This is a genomic window from Pseudomonas sp. TSRC2-2 (genome assembly GCF_049897785.1).
Lineage (GTDB): Bacteria > Pseudomonadota > Gammaproteobacteria > Pseudomonadales > Pseudomonadaceae > Aquipseudomonas.
In genome coordinates, this window is record NZ_JAFCWZ010000019.1 from 63,725 (window position 1) to 79,481 (window position 15,757).

Sequence of the window (15,757 nt, forward strand, 5' to 3'; positions counted from 1 at the left end):
CGTTGGAGAGAAAGGGCATGGGAATAAGGGAAGAGCGAAGGAACGTTCAGGCCAGCAGAAAACGCCGACTGCCGGTTTTGGTGGTCGAGTAGCGCACTTGCAAATAGGGCTTTTCTTTCAGTAGACGGGGGATATCCAGGGCCACGCTGTCTTTGGCTTTCTTCCAAGTGATGCTGCCGGTTGCGAAGGTCGCCCGACTGGCATCCCCCATGGCCTGTTGCAACGTTTGCTTGAGCTGAGCTTCCTGCTTCTCCTGCAAAGCAATCGACTCGCGCACGCTCTGCAGTTCAGTAAAGGTCGTACAGAGCAGGGTGTCCTGGCTAAAGTCCAAGCTTTGCCCGCTGTCCTGTGGATACAGGCAGCGCAACGCTTGCTCCGCCGAGGCAGAACCGTCTGCTGGCGGCGGGGTATCACTGACGACGTAATCCCAGAACAGCCGCTCCAGGTCGATCAGCCGAGCAATCAGTGACTCGTCGCGTTCGATGCGATGGATTTCCAGGTGCTGGCCACCGAGCAGTACCGCCACATCAGCGGCCTGCTTGCCGGTGACGGCGAGCTGGTGCATGACTTGCAACTGCACATACTCGGGCACACCCTCCTTCCAGAGGCGTGCGCCGTTTATGCCGGCGGTTTTGCATTCGAGAATCTGCACCTCTGACGCGCCGATCACCTCACGGTCGATATTGGCCAGCATCCAGGCCAGTTTGGGATCAGGATGTTGCAGCACCGCATTGATCCGGCGGACCCGATGACCACTGCGCTTGCTGTAATGGGTTGCGACAATCGGCTCCAGTACATTGCCCCAGTAAGCCGGGCTTTCCTCGTCTTGCGGATCGAGCTTGGGCAGTGAAGTGTCACGCCCGGTTTTCTCCATCCACAGTTCCAGCTGGGACTTGTACGGGTTAAGCCCTACGGCAGCGGCCGCATCCGAGCTGCCGATACCTAGCTTGCGCACGGCCAGCCAGTCCTCACGCGGCAGTTGTTTGGTGCCCACCAGGCGCAACGCCGGACGGGGTTTGCTGCTGGGTTGTTGCAGAGTTTGCGTGCCCATGATGTTTTCCTGTGCGGCATAAAAAACGCCCGGCCAGCAGAAGCTAACCAGGCGCTTTAATCGTTGAGTAAGTAAGTGGAGCTAGGCGGCGAGTTCCAATGCGGCCTGCAGGGCGCGTTGTTTGATGACAGCACCTTGGCCAAACCAGGCCGAGTCCATTCGGTATTCAGTACTTCGGGCGCGCCGCTCGTGATCGACATACTCCGTCACGGCGTTGAGCAAGCCCCACGCAGTTCCTTGTGCTGATTCAAACGTCGACCCACGACCTTGGCCTTCATACAGGCTCTGCACCTTGCGCAGTGCTCGCTCATTCGGCAGCACTTCGGGCAGTTTGCTAGTCGGGGCTACGTCGCAAAGTACACTCATGAAGTAGCCCGTCGCCTCAAGCCAGTGCACCTTGCGCTCCGCCAGATTTTTCATCCGGTACATGAAGTTGTCCCATTGCGAGACGGCGATGCCCAACTGCTTTTTCACTGCCTGCGGATCGAAGCGGGTGTTATGTGGCACCTTGATCGCGCGGGTGGTGCCATCCAGGGCGATGGTCAGCGTGTTGTTGCAGACCACGCGCACTGTGGTCGGAGTGGCAGTAGTGGCCAGGGTGCCATCGCAGAAAGTAGCTAGCAGCAGATAGCCATTCACCTGATCGTTACCCTTCAACGTTGTACCTTGCCCAGTACGGGCCAGGGCCCAGAACTTGCGACCGCCTTTGAGTACTCCAGCGGTTTCCAGCTCGTAGCCCGAAACTTCGGTGAGATCTCGATAGAACTCCAATACTTCACGGGGCTGCACAACCTGGTAGCGATTGGAGACCACTGACAACGGGGCCTTGGTGTCGGAGCGATACAGTACCTTCTGTTCAGGGAAAGAGTGAATTGAGCCCAGAGCCCCGATGCTCTCTGATTTGAAATGAACGGGGCTGTCTTGGATTTTCCAGTCCATACCCGCTTCACGCTGCCAGACTTCGAGCGATTGTTTCGGGGAAAGGCGACTGCCCAGACCATGCCAGGGAGTGCTGCCAGCGAAAGCCATAGTTTCGACGAGATGAGCCATGGGAATGATTCCTTGCGAATGAATGGTAAAAGCGTCGTTTCATCAACAAGCGACACCTGTTCACAACGGCTTAACGGTTGACGCTGAAGCTGTAACCGCAATGCAGGCATTGATAGTTGTGAAGGATTTTTTCATCAATCTGCTCACCCAGCGTGGCCCCAGCGACCCCGCCAGCCACTCCGCCAAACAGACCGCCCAGCAGCGCACCGGCAATGCTGCCAATGGCGATCCCTACCGGCCCACCGACCACTCCCAGTATGGCACCGGCCTCCGCCCCCGTTAGGGCTCCAGCGGCTCCACTGGCCGCACCTCCTGCTGCACCAATCAACCCCCCCGCTTGTTTACCCACATTTTTAGTAATCACACGACCAGAGTTGCAGCTTGGGCAAGGCGTATACATAAAAATTCCTCTCTTATTACTGAGTCCACGTATCACGCAGAAATGCTGAATGACGCGCTCATCGTTGAGCGTTCATCTGGGTGATATAGGTCTGAGATTTTTTTGAATGAGGCTTGCCAAAACAACGTCTCCGCGAGGGACGTAGTGGGCGGTATCTGAATGTGAGGTTTGGCGTTATGGGCTGCTATTTTAGCTATTAATAGCTGGAATAGTGCTGGCTAAGGGGGAGAGGGATTCTGTTTTGAAGGAGTGCAGAGTTGCTGTCTGTCAAAGTGGTGAGCTCCAAAAGCGTAACGTTAGCAAGCGTTACGCTCACGTTCTTTGAGATTTTAGTTGCTGCTTATAGGATTGCCTCGTCCAGTCCTAAAGGGTGCAATGATGTTTAATGAAAAATCAGAAACATTGGTTATGCTTCGCTTGAAAGATGTTTTAAAACGAACGGGTTTTTCTAGATCAACTATTTATAACAAGCTTAAGGTGGGCTCTAAACATTATGATGCGAAATTCCCAAGACAGATACGTGTTGGGAAAACATCTGTGCGATGGATTGAAAGCGAAATAAATTCGTGGATGGAAGAGTATGTGAAACTGTCTAGGCAGAGTCAAGGCTCAATGGCGGAAATTATATCTGCAATGGTTGTTTGATATTGGTTGTTTGTATTTATGGTGATTTATGTATTTTAATTTTTTTAGGCAACAAAATGAAAAAAAATCTAATTTCGGAGATGATTCATATCCGAGTTTGTCGCAGTTTCCCTTGTTGGATGCTGCAATAAATGAGGCTCAAGCAAATATTCAGGCCCCACGGGGATTGATTCAAAATGCGGCCCTAACCGCGATTTCTGCTGTCTTGCAGGGTCATGTAGATGTTCGTAAACCTAATGGTCAGGTCGGTCCGACCTCTCTGATGCTTCTTGCTATTGCTGACTCGGGTGAAAGGAAGTCAACGGTTGAGAATGTTTTCTTGAAGCCGATTAGAGCCTTTCAGGCTAAGCAGTGCGAGGAGGTGAGGGAGAGTCAGTCGGTGTGGAAGATTAAGTACGATACTTGGACGGTTCGACGTAATGGAATATTAAAAGCGATTATGAAAAAAGCATCAAAAGGTCTTCCTGCTGACGAAGAGGAGAAGGTCCTATTGGCTTTAGAGAAAGAAGCTCCAGTTAAACCAAAAGAATTTAAGATTTTGTATGAAGACTCAACCTCTGAGGCTTTGTTTCATGGGATGTACGAAAACTTACCTACGGCTGGTTTGATTTCAAGTGAAGGTGGCGGTGTTTTAGAAGGGCGCGCCTTCAATGACCTATCAAAGCAAAATGCCATTTGGAGCGGTGACTCAATCACAATTGATCGTAAGACGGCGGAAAGCTTTGAACTTGTTGACGCGCGGCTGACAGTCTCTCTTATGGTCCAGGAAAGCGTATTTTCGAAGTACATGGCTCATAAAGGCGGGGTGTCTAGGGGATCTGGTTTGTGGGCGCGTTTTCTAATCTGTCACCCAGCTTCAACACAGGGGACTAGGTATGTAAGCACTCAGGCACTGTCCTGGTATCATCAAACACAATTTTCCTCGCGGTTGGAGCACTTTCTTGAGGCGGGCCTTATTTGTTTCAGAGGAAATAAAAAAGAAAAAGAAGTGATCGGATTCGACTCCGAAGCGGCTCGGCTTTGGGTGGAGATTGCGAATGATATTGAGTCAAGGATATGTGCAGGTGGAATACTTTATGGACTAGGTGATCATGGCTCAAAGTTAATGGAGGTGATTTCTAGGTTGGCTGCATTGCTTCATTGTTTTGAAGGGTTTGAGGGTGATATTTCGACGTCAACCTTGCAGGTGGCAACGGAACTTGCTAAATGGTACTCCAATGAGTTTATAAAGTTGTTTGGGCAGAACTCTAAAGAGAGCGATGAAGAGCAGGAATTAAATTGCTGGCTAGATAATTTTCGTAAGGTGGGTAAACGTTTTGTTAAGAAAAATTATATTTTGCAATGCGGGCCTGGGAGGTTTAGAAAGAAAGCTGCTCTTGAGCATGTTCTTTTGCGGCTAGTAAATAACGGTGCTATCCGGATTTTGAATTACCCTGGTGACAAAACTGTTTATGTCGATCTCTGTCCTTGGCAGGGTGGTGTGTAGATGATGCTAGGCTCTTCTTGGGGTACTAACTTTTTGGTTGTTTTTGATATTTAGCGTTAGGTGTTTGCGAGTTGCGTGAGTTTGTTTCTCTCGTTTTTATAGAGCGCATGTTCAAGGTGGCTATTGTTTGATTATGTATTACTATTTAATTAGGTTGTTAGGTTTATAGTTTGATTATTCAATTTAATTGAATCATTGGACTAATATTTAATGGATAATAAGTTTAATCAGTTGTGCAATGGTTGGCGGTCATGAAGTCAATTGATCATTTGTCAGTAGTATGGCTCCAAAGCCATGCTGCTGGTTTCTTGAGGGATAGTGAGTGATAGGTGAAGTTGATTGGATCGATAATGGGGGTGCGTTAGATCTAATGGTTGAGGAAGTCGAAGGGCTTCCTGTTTTAAGGGTGGAGGAAAGCTTGGTTTTGGAGTTGCGTTCTATTGAAAAATTAATGTGTGAGCTTGCTGGTAGTAAGGGCTTTTTATTCTCTTCTTGTACTCATAAGCGCGACGGGGTAAAGGTTAAAGTTGAGAGGCTTGGTCGCTATTTTGTTGACAAACTGAAGCGGGGGAAGGGGATGTTTGAGCGGTGCTTCCCATCTCATGAAGTTAATCCTTATGTGGAGGTTTTTTTCAAATGTGTTGATCGTGTCGATGATCTTCATTTGCTCAGAGTCTGGCGGACTTTACGCAGTGTTACCGCTGAGGCTTTTTTAGGGATAATGAATGATCTCGTAGAGTTTGTACGGTTGGAGCTGTCCAGTGATGATTTTAAAGCCGTTTTGAAACGATTCCGTAAAGCGTCCTTTAAGCGAATTAACAGCTTGGAAGGTTATATAGACGCTCTTTTTGCTCGGCACTCTAGGATGCTTGTTGTGCGTGTTGATTTGTCTTATCAGTCAGGCTTTGTAAGTGGTCGTGAAGATTTTTATGGCGATGTTAAAAAGGTCAAGGCGCATTGGGCAAAAATTCAGAAAGACCTTCACAAAGGCATTCCAGTTGATGGGTTGTTAGGGTTTGCTTGTAAGCTGGAGTATGGTCAGCTAAAGGGGTTTCACTTTCATTTGTTACTTTTTTATAATGGATCAAATCATCGCCAGGATGGGGTTTTGGCTAGAATGATTGGTGAGTATTGGCGAGACTCAATTACGGCAGGAGCAGGACGCTATTTCAATTGCAATGCAGTCAAGGATAAATATAGATATCTTGGGATAGGCATGATTAGTTTTAATCAATCGGATAGAATAAGCGCTTTGAAGAATAGGGTGGCGTCCTACCTGACCAAGGTGGACTATTGGATACGCCTCTCCCCTGAAAGCGGTAGATCATTTTTCAGAGGAAATATGCCTAAGCTGAAGTCCGTGAAGAGAGGGCGCCCTAGGGCCTGCGAGCTTCCACAGGCAGTTCCTCGCACTGCCGCCTAGACACCTCTATGGCTTATTGGTCTCTGCCTTTTAGGCTAATGATGGTAGCAGCTGCGGTAGCCAGCCTTGCCGTGAACCCCCACTCTAAACTTTGAAGAATTCTTATCATTTCTATTCTTTTATCTTGAATTTTATGATCTGTTTTCTGAGTCGCCTGCCAGAAGTGTTTTGCCGCTTCATTGATAAGGATTAGTGTGGTTGATGCATGTTCTGGATACTGTCTTATAACTTCGTCACTGAGTGTTTTTTTCGATACTTTTGCGTGGTAGTGCTCGTTCGGTAGAATTGCGAAGGCGGCCTGTTCGAGTAAATCATTTCCCTCGTATCTGCACTTGTCTCGTAGGTGTTTTTTTATTTTCGCGATCAGTTGTTTTCGCTCGTCTTCTGAGCTGATATTTGACACGGGAATGAATTTTTCAGAGGTTATATTTAATTCGAAAAGCTTGTTTGACTCCCAGTCGTGGCGCTCGACTGGTTTGCTATCATTGTTGCTTTCTGTATTTGCTTCTAGAATTCTTTTTGAGTCCTCTGTTCTCATGACTATGTCGGCTTCTCTAATTGTTATTCCTTCCAGCTTGTTGAGCGAACTTTTTGAGGTGATAAAGAAAGCTGCGTCTATTATCAGGGTCGGAAGTGGTTTTAAGCTTGTCTTTAACAGCTCATGTGCCGATGCTTGCGCGAGGCCTTTTCCGCGTTCATGAAAAGCGGTGAGGTTGAAGTTGTATTTTGAAAGCTCGCCATAGTTTGCTATCTCCTCCCAGTCGGTGGCGCTGATGGAAAGAAACTTTATGTCTAAATCTACAATTGCGTGGTAATCGTGCTCTTCGCTGAAAGGTGTGCCCCTATGCCGCTTGAATAGGCTTTGTGCTGTTTGTAGCTCATCTGAACCTGCGACGATAGCCGAGCCTGATACGTGAACTGTAACGTTTCTAGGGCGGCGGCATAAAAGGGAAATCTGCAGCTTTTCGATTCTGTCTTTGAATTCACTTTCGGAGATGCTGTGCTCCTCAAGAAATTCAGTTACTGATATAACAAACCCTTTGTGTTTCATTTGTAATCGTGTCCTTGGTAGCGCTGCTAGTCTTTTCTCAGGGCGGTAAGTGTGGCTGTCTTTATCAGGCTGGATAAATGCTTGCCGAGAACCTCCCAAGCCTCCGCCATTTCTTTAGCATAGCTATGACGCTGATAAGTGCGTTTTACCTTGTTTTCCTCTGTGTGGTTGAGGCAACGTTCAGCCACTTCAGGAAGCACGCCAATAGCAGTCATAATCGTCGCGCCTGTACGCCGCAGGTCGTGAGGCGTCCACTTTCCGCCTGGTAGCAACAATGCTTGGGCTTTTGCGCTACGTCGGCTCATGGAGCCTTGTTCCGGAAGGCGCTGGCGATCTCCTAGCTGCTTGGTTACCGTTTTAGGGCATACATGGTCAGTTATGTAGGTGTTCGGGTAGCACCAAGGTGATAGGCTATTAATCTGCTTTACGCGCTTGAAGTGGCTAATGGCAAAGTCTGAAAGGATGATGCTGTGCGGTTTGCCGTTTTTACTATTCTCGGACGGAATCAGCCAAGTGCTTTGCTCTAGATCGATATGCTCCCATCGGGCGCTCAGGAGCTCACCAATTCGACAGCAGGTCGATAGGGCAATCCAGATTGCAGCTTCGGTGGTGACTAGTAGTCCTGCATCAGGGGCTTTCTTAGCAAGCAGCTTGATTTCGTCATCACTCAGTACTCGGTCGCGTTCAGTGTCTTTGCCGCCTATCTTAGCTTTGCGGATACTGGCACTGGGATCGTGCTCAATAAGGTCGCGGTCTACGGCAAAGCGGAACATTTGACGCATAAGCGAAAAAACCATCTTGGCCATACGGTTTACACCGCGAGCGAGGAGGGCATCTGTCACCTCGGTGATATGACCCTTTTTCACATCAGCGACAGCCAAGTCGCCCAAGAAGGGCAGAACGTCCTTTTCAAACATCCGACGAGCCTCTGCACCCTTGTCCTTGCGGTTGATGAGATCAACCCTAGCCCAGTGCTCGAATAGGTCGGTAACAGTCTTGCGTGCCGCCTGGCGAGCTTGCTCGGATTCGGCTTCTGCTTTCTCGGCGGTGAGTCGTGCCAATTCACCATCTCGGGCTGCGATACGGGCAGCTTCCTCAGCATCCAGATGTTCTCGTAAGTTTCGATTTCCACTTTGGTAGAGGCGTGACCACTCTCCTGCTTTAGTTCTTGCTTCCTTAAGGGTAAGTCCATCAGTGCCAGTGGCGTCATATGCACCTATAGGCAGAAACACCCTTCCACCGCTGGTGTCGGTATACCTGAAGTAAAACAGGCGCTCGCCATCTGGGCGAAGACGTGCCATGAATCGGCCGCAGCCGCGAGGAGCATCCTCGATCAGCCAAGTAGGTTTGGCTGGTTTTGCGTTCATCTGTTTGTCGGTGATCGTCGCCACTTTCGCTTCCCCAAAAAGGCCAGGCTCTAGGTGGTCACCGTTGGGTCACCGTTTCTCGCTGGCTCTGGTAGAATGCTATCGGAAGCGATTGGACTGTGTAAACTGTATTGGCCTAGTAAATACAGTGCTTTAGGCCTTGTTCCTAGATTTATTTGGAGTGGTTTGGACTGTGGTTTACCTTTATGGGGTGCTAGGGGTAGAGTGTTCGAATCACTCCGTCCCGACCATATAATTCAACGACTTAGCCGCCTTCGAGCGGCTTTGTTGTTTCTGGCAGGATGATTCTGGAACCTGTCTTCTTAGGATGTGTCGTGTTTTATGCCCGCTCGTCAAGTAAATCGCACTCCTTGTCTGCACATTTCTCTAATTACTAAGCGCAGCCTGTGCGCCACTGACGGGAGAAGATGATGATAGAAGACAACAACGGCCCTGAAGCGCCATATCCAGGGCCAAGCGAGCAAACGCCTGAATCTGGCGAGGGGCGCGATTCTGGTCTGGAGCGGGCTGTCTCCGAGCCAAAGCAGGGTACCGACGAACGCCCAGAAGACTGGAATCCTCCACCTGGCAATCCTGGCTCTGATCAAGATGCCCAGACGGGCCGCGACAACGGCGGCGCGAAAAAAGCGCAATGAACTCATCTCGCACAAGACCCGGCCCTCGCGCCGGGTTTTTTATTGCTGCCGAATCGTGGTTAAGGATCCGATCCCCAATCGCTCTGCGCTGGTGACGCTTTTCGATTGAAACTTCCTTGTCGACGAGACGATCTGTTGAACACCGGCAAACAGGAGTTCAGGAATGAAATGTTATCTATGCGGCCTCGAGGCGAAGGTAGCGGAAGAAGCTCATGGCGGCGAACTTATCGATTGTTCGGACTGCGGCATTTATAGAATTTCGGGCTTGGTCCTGAAAGAACTAACTATCAAGAAAATCAACTTTACGGACATGCGAGACGACCTTCACCGCCAGCGGCAGTTCAACTCTACCGAAGTGGCGGAGATCAATACGGAGACGGTCATCTGGGCTTGAGCAAGCAGCTTTTAAGAGTCGAAGCTGAGCGGCGCCGGCGGCTGGATGCTTTGTCCAGGCGCCGGCAACAAGCATGTCTACTCTACGATGCAGATCCAGCGGTGGTTGTATCGGTAAGGCGCTCTAGTGAAATGAACGTCTGACACCATCTTCATGCCACGCTTTTCAAGCGCTTTGGTCAGTTGTACGAGTGTCTCTGCCTGGATAGTCATTGCTGTCACCTCGTCAGATTTACTGCGTTCATAATTCTTGACCGAGGGATCAGGCAGCTAATTCATTTTTTCTACGGCAATCATTAAGGTCGTGTGGGCATGAAATGCCAAGTCATACTTCACTTCGTGCCCACGACCTCGCTCCATTCAAGTCCGAACCGCCCTAGATACTTCCTCAGGCGATCGGCGTCATTGGGCTGCGCTTTGGCCTGTCGAGAGACAGCGAAGAGCTGCCGGCCGGCGTCGGAAAGGCTATCCGCCCGTCGGCATACCTCAATAACCGCTTTCAGCTGCAAGCGGTCGAACAAATCCATGTTCTCGCCGTCCCCCGGCAGGTCGGCTGATGCTGCAGTGGGTTGCGCCAGTCTCCACGCATACCGCAGCCGATCGATCTCCTCCTCTACCTGCGCTTCATCTATGCGCCCGCTATCGGCCAAAGTCGCCATTCGGGTAATCGATGCGGACAGTTCGCGAAAGTTGCCCAGCCAGGCTGCTTCAGGTGAACTGGCGAAGGTCAGGTAGCGCCGGCGTGCTTCGAGATTGAAGCGCACCCGCTCACCCTGTTCGTGAGCATGGCGTTCCAGCTCGAAATCAATATTTGGCTCGATATCCTCGCGGCGACCGGCGAGGCCGGGCAGATCGAACGTCCACAAGTTGATGCGCGCATACAGATCTTCGCGAAACAAGCCTTCGGCGACTCGACTTCGTAGATCGCGGTGTGTGCCGGCGATGATCAGGAAGTCGCTCTCGACTTCCTTGTCCGAACCCAATGGGAAGAAGCGTTTCTCTTCGATTGCCTTCAACAGCATTGCCTGTTCGTCTGCGCCGAGCTCGCCGATTTCATCGAGAAACAACATTCCACCATCGGCAGCGCGCAACAAGCCATCGCGAGGATTTTGCGCGCCTGTGAAGGCACCTTTGACGTGGCCGAACAGGGCCGACATTGCGCCGTCACCGCGCAGGGTGGCGCAGTTGACTTCGACGAAGCGTCCCTGCATTTGATGGCGACTGCGCTTGAGTTCGTAGATGCGTCGCGCCAAGAAGGATTTGCCCGCGCCTGTCGGGCCGATCAGCAGCATGGGCGCTCTTGAGCGCAGGGCCACGCGCTCGATTTGCGCGATGGAGCGGTTGAATGCAGCGTTGCGTGTAGCGATACCGGACTTGAGAAATGCCAAGCCTTCGAGGCGTTTGCTGGCGAAGCGTGAGGCGATGCGATCATAGCGCGACAGGTCGAGATCGATCAGCGTATGCGTGCCGCAGGCGGGCTCGTCATCGCTCTTGCGTTTGGTGGGGGAGGTCTGGACCAGTCTGGCCGGCAGATAGCGCGCTTCGGTGAGCAGAAACCAGCAAATCTGCGCGACGTGGGTGCCGGTAGTGATGTGGACGAGGTAATCCTCGTGCTCGGTGTCAAAATGGTAAGTGGTGGTGAAGTCGTGCAGGGCGCCGTAGACCTCTTCGAAGTCCCAAGGGTTGCGCAGCGACATCGGATGCAGGCGCACGTCGGTCGCTGGAGATTGCTGCTGGATGTCGGCTTGGACGCGCTCGGCGAGGCTCACGTCGCGAGCATCGAGGCCGTGAATCAGTTCAAGCCGATGGACTGGCAAATCTGCTTGCTGGCAAAGGCCCACGGTTGGCCGCCAATGATTCCAACGGTTGGCGCCTTTGCCGACACGATCCAGGGTGGCTCCGATGAATCCAATGACGACGGTGCGCTTACCAGACATGTTTATCTCATAAGATAAATAACGATAGGCAATGATAATTTTTAGAGATGGTTTTGTCTTTACTGATTTGGGAATTCAGTCCTTTTCGAGGATAAAGACCATATGAATCAAGAGCATAGATAAAAAATGATGTCTGCGCTCGAATCTGGCACAGCGGCTGCAATGCTTGGATAAACGAACAGGGACACCACAATATGAATGATCAGAGCTACCAACTTCTCGAAGTCGCCGACGGCAAGCCAATCAAACTCTGGACCGAAGGCGTTCCGGTAGAAAACGAAGCCCGTGCACAGTTGATGAACACCGCGAAGATGCCCTTCATCTTCAAACATCTGGCCGTGATGCCGGACGTGCACCTGGGGAAAGGGTCAACCATCGGCAGCGTGATACCAACGGTTGGCGCGATCATCCCGGCGGCGGTGGGGGTCGACATCGGCTGCGGCATGATCGCAGCGCGTACATCACTGACCGCTGCGGATCTGCCGGACAACCTGCATGGTTTGCGCAGCGCCATCGAGCAAGCGGTCCCCCATGGCCGCAGTTCGGATCGTTCGCGGCGAGACAAAGGCGCCTGGGACAAGATTCCGCAGCAAGCCGATCAGGCCTGGGCGGGTTTGCAGCCACGCTTCAGATTGATCACCGACAAGTATCCGAAGCTGGCCAACACCAACAACCGTGGCCATTTGGGGACACTCGGCAGCGGCAACCACTTCATTGAAGTGTGCCTGGATGAAGCCAATCGGGTCTGGTTCATGCTGCACAGTGGTTCGCGTGGTGTCGGCAATGCGATTGGCAATCTGTTCATTCAGATGGCGCAAGCGGATATGCGTCAGCACATCGCCAATCTGCCGGACCGTGATCTGGCCTATTTCGAAGAGGGCAGCCGACATTTTGATGACTATGTGGAGGCAGTGGGCTGGGCGCAGGACTTCGCCAGACAGAATCGTGAACTGATGATGCGCGCGGTGATTCAGGCCACGCGGCAGGTCATTCGCAAGCCTTTCGAAGTCGCATTGGAAGCGGTGAATTGCCATCACAACTACGTGCAGAAAGAGCGGCATTTCGGTGAAGACGTCCTGATCACCCGTAAAGGTGCGGTGTCGGCGAAGAAGGGCGAACTGGGGATCATTCCGGGCTCGATGGGCGCCAAGAGTTTCATTGTGCGCGGGCTGGGCAATGAAGAGTCGTTCAGTTCCTGCAGCCACGGCGCCGGGCGCACCATGAGTCGCACCAAGGCCAAGAGTACCTTCACCGTCGCTGACCAGATTCGCGCCACTGCGCATGTGGAATGCCGCAAGGACGAAGCGGTCATCGACGAAATTCCGATGGCCTACAAGGACATCGACAAAGTCATGCACGCCCAGCGCGAGTTGGTGGAAGTGCTGCACACGCTGCGTCAGGTGGTGTGCGTTAAAGGATAAGGATGTGCAATGAAAGAAATCATTGAACTGGACGGTGCCATCGGCGGCGGTCAGGTGTTGCGCAGTGCGCTGAGCCTGTCGATGGTGACAGGCCGGGCGTTTCGGATTAAACAGATTCGCGCCAGACGCAGCCGTCCGGGACTGCTGCGTCAGCATCTGACGGCAGTAATGGCGGCGGCCGAGGTTTGCGGTGCGCAGATATCCGGTGCGCATTTGGGTTCGCAGGCCTTGAGCTTCGAACCGGGCGCAATCCGTGCAGGCGATTTTCAATTCGCCATCGGCACAGCGGGCAGTTGTACTTTGGTGTTGCAGACACTGTTGCCCGCGTTGATGCGAGCACCGCAGGCGAGTCGGGTGACGATCACTGGCGGCACGCACAATCCGCTGGCGCCGCCGACTGATTTTCTCTCGCGCAGTTGGCTACCGCTGCTGCGGCGCATGGGCGGCGATGTCGAACTGGACTTGGTGCGTCATGGTTTTGTGCCGGCTGGCGGTGGCGAGATTGCAGTAAGGGTGCAGCCGTCGCACCTGACGCGGCTGGATCTGTGTGAGCGCGGCAAGTCAATTTCACGACAGGCTCTGGCACTGACTGCCGGACTTGCGCCTACCGTTGCTCAGCGTGAACTCACGCATGTCGCCAAGCGTCTGAATTGGCCGTCGGATGCGCTGCAACAGATGACCATTGAGCCGGCGCGCGGTCCGGGAAATGTGCTGTTGTTGGAGTACGTTTTTGAGCACGTCACTGAGGTGTTCAGTGCGTTTGGCCAAGTGTCGTTACGTGCCGAGAAGGTGGCCGATACCGCAATCAATCAGGCTGTCGACTGGCTGCGCAGTGATGCTGCGGTGGCAGAGCATCTGGCCGATCAGTTGCTGTTGCCGATGGCGCTGGCTGGTGGCGGAACGTTGACCACGCCGCGCATGACGGATCATCTGCGCAGTAACATCGAAGTTATCCAGCTGTTTTTGCCGGTTTGTTTTGATTGTCGAGAGGAGGGCGCTGCTCGATTGCGAATAGAGATTTTACAGACTGATTAGTACCGGCCTGCAATCCCGAAAGTCGTCGCAAAACCTCCCTGAGAGCGCCGCTAGCCTTCAGCCACTAGCACATCTGACCTAATTGCCCCTGTACCGACTCGACTTTAAAGTCCTTTCGCTTGGCAGCTGACTGTCAAACTTCTTTGGTATGAAAATCAAAAGGTCGATCTGCTATGAACTCATCAAGGACAATCCCGGGTCTCGCTTTATTCGCAACTTTGGCACTCGCGGTCAGTGGATGCCAGACTGTCAAACCGGGAGAGAGTGATCTCAAGAATCGGGCACAGACCACCATCGGCAAACCGGTTATCAAGGTTTCCAACATCCGCAACGACTTCAATACAACCTTCTACAACGCTCAAACCGAAAACGGCGAGTACACTTGCGAGTTGCCGAGCGGGCCGATGGTTGCTCTGGGTTCCATGGGTATGGGCCTGGGCGCTCAGTGCACCAAACAATGACGAATCAGTTCCTTCGCAGCTGAAATAAAAAGGCCAATGTCGATGACATTGGCCTTTTTATTAGCGAATACCTGGATCAGTTGGTCTTCGAGTTCAGCTTGCGCAGTTCTTCATAAGTTGCCGATTGCACGAACCAGAAGCCGGAGATGATGCACCAGCTCAAGGTGCCGCCTACGAACATCCCGAGACCCGAAAGAAAGCTCTGGCTCATCATGAACAGGGACACGATCAGGATGACCGCCAGTGCGATGTAGAGGACGATGTTGTTGACGCCGATGACGAAGTCTTTCATTTGCATTCCTTGGGTGTATTTTCCTCTGGCCACCCTCTATGGTGGCCAGTGCGCGCATCATATTGATATCACCCTGCGCTGCCTAGTTTCGGCATCTGAATTTTATTCACAAATAGCAAAATCCTTGTTACTGAGCCGGTTTTTTGTCCAGGTCACTGGAGTCGCTCGACGTCGCAGCATCCTTTTCCGTCTCATGCGGCTGGGAGCCTGAGTTGGCGCCCGAGGACTCTTCGCCTTTCTTGTTCGCCTTCTCATCATGATCGCGAGAGCTTTCTGCCTGATTAACACCGGGCAGAGCGGTAGCAGGGGTGGCGGCGCCCGCTGTCGTCTCGGCAGCCGAAGCGTGGAATGGGCCGATCAGGCACAGGCTGAAAAACGACAGAGCGAAGATTTTCTTGTTCATCTCGTGGGCCTTCTACGCAAGGAATGTACTGTTTTGGATAGGTTCGCCTGCCAAAGGTGCGCGCCACTGGACGAGCGGCGAAGACTGCTCTGTATCTCCCCTGATAAAAAATTCTCGACAGCAGGCAAATTGCTGGCCCCCAGAGATAATGCACCCCGGCAAAATCGCCTTTTTTCAAAAGGTTAGGTTGGCTATATGCGGACGATTGTCATCACCGTTGCGACGCTTTCCCTGGCTTTGATCGCTTCGGGTGTGCAGGCAAAAGAGTTAAGCAAGGGCCATCGCTTCGCCTGCACCTGGGGTTCGGATATTGCTGCCGGTGCGCAGCGATCCAAGCTGTCGGGAGTTTCGCTGTATGGCGCGCGCAAGCAACTGCAGGTTCGCCGGTTCCAGCAGCCCTGGATGCGCATGACTGCGATGGGGATTACCGAGCAGACCTACAACAGCAGTTCGAAGCTTAAACCGGCGGCGGTCAAGCAAACCTATTACGAACAATGCGTACGCCACGAGTTGGCACGGCGATAAGCAAAAAGCCCGACCTGAAGTGGTTGGGCTTTTTTGTACTTTTTGTCTCGTCCTGAATAAGGTTTACACCTTCTGACCTATCCTCAGGAGGAACCAATGGAATCAGGAAAAAGGCGCAGTCAACGTGATTACACGCTGGGCTTTAAATTAGCGGTCGTCGA

The 15,757-nt window shown here is 52.1% G+C and carries 17 protein-coding genes; 9 read left to right on the forward strand and 8 right to left on the reverse strand.

Features of this window, described 5'->3' with window-relative positions:
* Positions 1 to 46 precede the first annotated feature (46 nt).
* The 3 genes from ACP7D9_RS29010 to ACP7D9_RS29020 form a co-directional block, all read right to left on the reverse strand.
* Positions 47 to 1,051: a YqaJ viral recombinase family protein gene (locus tag ACP7D9_RS29010; protein ID WP_106120178.1), complete on the reverse strand. Its 1,005-nt coding sequence runs from the start codon at positions 1,049 to 1,051 to the stop codon at positions 47 to 49.
* A gap of 81 nt (positions 1,052 to 1,132) precedes the next feature.
* Positions 1,133 to 2,101: a DUF932 domain-containing protein gene (locus tag ACP7D9_RS29015; RefSeq protein WP_426160376.1), complete on the reverse strand. Its 969-nt coding sequence runs from the start codon at positions 2,099 to 2,101 to the stop codon at positions 1,133 to 1,135.
* Between the two features lie 70 nt (positions 2,102 to 2,171).
* Positions 2,172 to 2,501: a hypothetical protein gene (locus ACP7D9_RS29020; protein WP_106120176.1), complete on the reverse strand. Its 330-nt coding sequence runs from the start codon at positions 2,499 to 2,501 to the stop codon at positions 2,172 to 2,174.
* Between the two features lie 378 nt (positions 2,502 to 2,879).
* Here ACP7D9_RS29020 and ACP7D9_RS29025 point away from each other — a divergent pair, with 378 nt between their 5' ends.
* From ACP7D9_RS29025 to ACP7D9_RS29035, 3 genes are all read left to right on the forward strand, one after another.
* A complete protein-coding gene (locus ACP7D9_RS29025; RefSeq protein WP_233098096.1) occupies positions 2,880 to 3,146 on the forward strand; it encodes a helix-turn-helix transcriptional regulator in 267 nt (88 codons plus the stop codon).
* 28 nt (positions 3,147 to 3,174) lie between these two features.
* Entirely contained in the window at positions 3,175 to 4,632 is a 1,458-nt protein-coding gene (locus ACP7D9_RS29030) for a YfjI family protein (RefSeq protein WP_426160377.1), read from the forward strand.
* Positions 4,633 to 4,954: 322 nt separating this feature from the next.
* The gene (locus ACP7D9_RS29035) at positions 4,955 to 6,055 is read left to right on the forward strand and encodes a YagK/YfjJ domain-containing protein (RefSeq protein ID WP_426160378.1); all 1,101 of its coding nucleotides are present in this window, start codon (positions 4,955 to 4,957) and stop codon (positions 6,053 to 6,055) included.
* Positions 6,056 to 6,068: 13 nt separating this feature from the next.
* Here the strand turns inward: ACP7D9_RS29035 and ACP7D9_RS29040 are convergent, their stop codons facing one another.
* Both ACP7D9_RS29040 and ACP7D9_RS29045 read right to left on the reverse strand, forming a co-directional pair.
* Complete coding sequence (locus tag ACP7D9_RS29040) at positions 6,069 to 7,106, reverse strand: hypothetical protein (RefSeq protein ID WP_426160379.1); 1,038 nt, start codon at positions 7,104 to 7,106, stop codon at positions 6,069 to 6,071.
* A 26-nt stretch (positions 7,107 to 7,132) separates the two neighbouring features.
* The gene (locus ACP7D9_RS29045; protein ID WP_337859420.1) at positions 7,133 to 8,497 is read right to left on the reverse strand and encodes a tyrosine-type recombinase/integrase; all 1,365 of its coding nucleotides are present in this window, start codon (positions 8,495 to 8,497) and stop codon (positions 7,133 to 7,135) included.
* A gap of 407 nt (positions 8,498 to 8,904) precedes the next feature.
* On the opposite strand from ACP7D9_RS29045, the gene ACP7D9_RS29050 reads away from it, so the two are divergent.
* Positions 8,905 to 9,129 (forward strand): hypothetical protein, encoded by a 225-nt coding sequence (locus ACP7D9_RS29050; protein WP_426160380.1) that lies wholly within the window; start codon positions 8,905 to 8,907, stop codon positions 9,127 to 9,129.
* Positions 9,130 to 9,292: 163 nt separating this feature from the next.
* Positions 9,293 to 9,523, forward strand: a complete 231-nt coding sequence (locus ACP7D9_RS29055) for a hypothetical protein (RefSeq protein WP_426160381.1) — start codon at positions 9,293 to 9,295, stop codon at positions 9,521 to 9,523.
* A 331-nt stretch (positions 9,524 to 9,854) separates the two neighbouring features.
* On the opposite strand, the gene rtcR is transcribed toward ACP7D9_RS29055, so the two are convergent.
* Entirely contained in the window at positions 9,855 to 11,459 is a 1,605-nt protein-coding gene (gene rtcR, locus ACP7D9_RS29060) for an RNA repair transcriptional activator RtcR (protein ID WP_426160382.1), read from the reverse strand.
* 194 nt (positions 11,460 to 11,653) lie between these two features.
* Here rtcR and ACP7D9_RS29065 point away from each other — a divergent pair, with 194 nt between their 5' ends.
* From ACP7D9_RS29065 to ACP7D9_RS29075, 3 genes are all read left to right on the forward strand, one after another.
* The gene (locus tag ACP7D9_RS29065) at positions 11,654 to 12,880 is read left to right on the forward strand and encodes an RtcB family protein (RefSeq protein ID WP_313003366.1); all 1,227 of its coding nucleotides are present in this window, start codon (positions 11,654 to 11,656) and stop codon (positions 12,878 to 12,880) included.
* A gap of 9 nt (positions 12,881 to 12,889) precedes the next feature.
* Complete coding sequence (rtcA, locus tag ACP7D9_RS29070; RefSeq protein ID WP_426160383.1) at positions 12,890 to 13,915, forward strand: RNA 3'-terminal phosphate cyclase; 1,026 nt, start codon at positions 12,890 to 12,892, stop codon at positions 13,913 to 13,915.
* Positions 13,916 to 14,088: 173 nt separating this feature from the next.
* Positions 14,089 to 14,376 carry a hypothetical protein gene (locus tag ACP7D9_RS29075; protein WP_101159918.1) on the forward strand — a complete coding sequence of 96 codons (288 nt, stop codon included), beginning with the start codon at positions 14,089 to 14,091 and terminating at the stop codon, positions 14,374 to 14,376.
* A 76-nt stretch (positions 14,377 to 14,452) separates the two neighbouring features.
* Here ACP7D9_RS29075 and ACP7D9_RS29080 read toward each other — a convergent pair whose 3' ends face one another.
* Both ACP7D9_RS29080 and ACP7D9_RS29085 read right to left on the reverse strand, forming a co-directional pair.
* Positions 14,453 to 14,668 carry a hypothetical protein gene (locus tag ACP7D9_RS29080; protein WP_101159917.1) on the reverse strand — a complete coding sequence of 72 codons (216 nt, stop codon included), beginning with the start codon at positions 14,666 to 14,668 and terminating at the stop codon, positions 14,453 to 14,455.
* A gap of 127 nt (positions 14,669 to 14,795) precedes the next feature.
* Positions 14,796 to 15,071: a hypothetical protein gene (locus ACP7D9_RS29085; RefSeq protein WP_426160384.1), complete on the reverse strand. Its 276-nt coding sequence runs from the start codon at positions 15,069 to 15,071 to the stop codon at positions 14,796 to 14,798.
* 195 nt (positions 15,072 to 15,266) lie between these two features.
* Here ACP7D9_RS29085 and ACP7D9_RS29090 point away from each other — a divergent pair, with 195 nt between their 5' ends.
* Entirely contained in the window at positions 15,267 to 15,596 is a 330-nt protein-coding gene (locus ACP7D9_RS29090; protein WP_133338729.1) for a hypothetical protein, read from the forward strand.
* The last annotated feature ends 161 nt before the right edge of the window (positions 15,597 to 15,757 follow it).

What these genes read in the sequence shown, in the direction of transcription:
- ACP7D9_RS29075 (WP_101159918.1), top strand. Translation starts at nt 14,089, where the DNA reads ATGAACTCATCAAGGACAATCCCGGGTCTCGCTTTATTCGCAACTTTG.
- ACP7D9_RS29080 (WP_101159917.1), bottom strand. Translation starts at nt 14,668, where the DNA reads ATGAAAGACTTCGTCATCGGCGTCAACAACATCGTCCTCTACATCGCA.
- rtcR (WP_426160382.1), bottom strand. Translation starts at nt 11,459, where the DNA reads ATGTCTGGTAAGCGCACCGTCGTCATTGGATTCATCGGAGCCACCCTG.
- ACP7D9_RS29065 (WP_313003366.1), top strand. Translation starts at nt 11,654, where the DNA reads ATGAATGATCAGAGCTACCAACTTCTCGAAGTCGCCGACGGCAAGCCA.
- ACP7D9_RS29055 (WP_426160381.1), top strand. Translation starts at nt 9,293, where the DNA reads ATGAAATGTTATCTATGCGGCCTCGAGGCGAAGGTAGCGGAAGAAGCT.
- ACP7D9_RS29025 (WP_233098096.1), top strand. Translation starts at nt 2,880, where the DNA reads ATGTTTAATGAAAAATCAGAAACATTGGTTATGCTTCGCTTGAAAGAT.
- ACP7D9_RS29050 (WP_426160380.1), top strand. Translation starts at nt 8,905, where the DNA reads ATGATAGAAGACAACAACGGCCCTGAAGCGCCATATCCAGGGCCAAGC.
- ACP7D9_RS29010 (WP_106120178.1), bottom strand. Translation starts at nt 1,051, where the DNA reads ATGGGCACGCAAACTCTGCAACAACCCAGCAGCAAACCCCGTCCGGCG.
- ACP7D9_RS29085 (WP_426160384.1), bottom strand. Translation starts at nt 15,071, where the DNA reads ATGAACAAGAAAATCTTCGCTCTGTCGTTTTTCAGCCTGTGCCTGATC.
- ACP7D9_RS29020 (WP_106120176.1), bottom strand. Translation starts at nt 2,501, where the DNA reads ATGTATACGCCTTGCCCAAGCTGCAACTCTGGTCGTGTGATTACTAAA.
- ACP7D9_RS29040 (WP_426160379.1), bottom strand. Translation starts at nt 7,106, where the DNA reads ATGAAACACAAAGGGTTTGTTATATCAGTAACTGAATTTCTTGAGGAG.
- ACP7D9_RS29090 (WP_133338729.1), top strand. Translation starts at nt 15,267, where the DNA reads ATGCGGACGATTGTCATCACCGTTGCGACGCTTTCCCTGGCTTTGATC.
- ACP7D9_RS29030 (WP_426160377.1), top strand. Translation starts at nt 3,175, where the DNA reads ATGTATTTTAATTTTTTTAGGCAACAAAATGAAAAAAAATCTAATTTC.
- ACP7D9_RS29015 (WP_426160376.1), bottom strand. Translation starts at nt 2,101, where the DNA reads ATGGCTCATCTCGTCGAAACTATGGCTTTCGCTGGCAGCACTCCCTGG.
- rtcA (WP_426160383.1), top strand. Translation starts at nt 12,890, where the DNA reads ATGAAAGAAATCATTGAACTGGACGGTGCCATCGGCGGCGGTCAGGTG.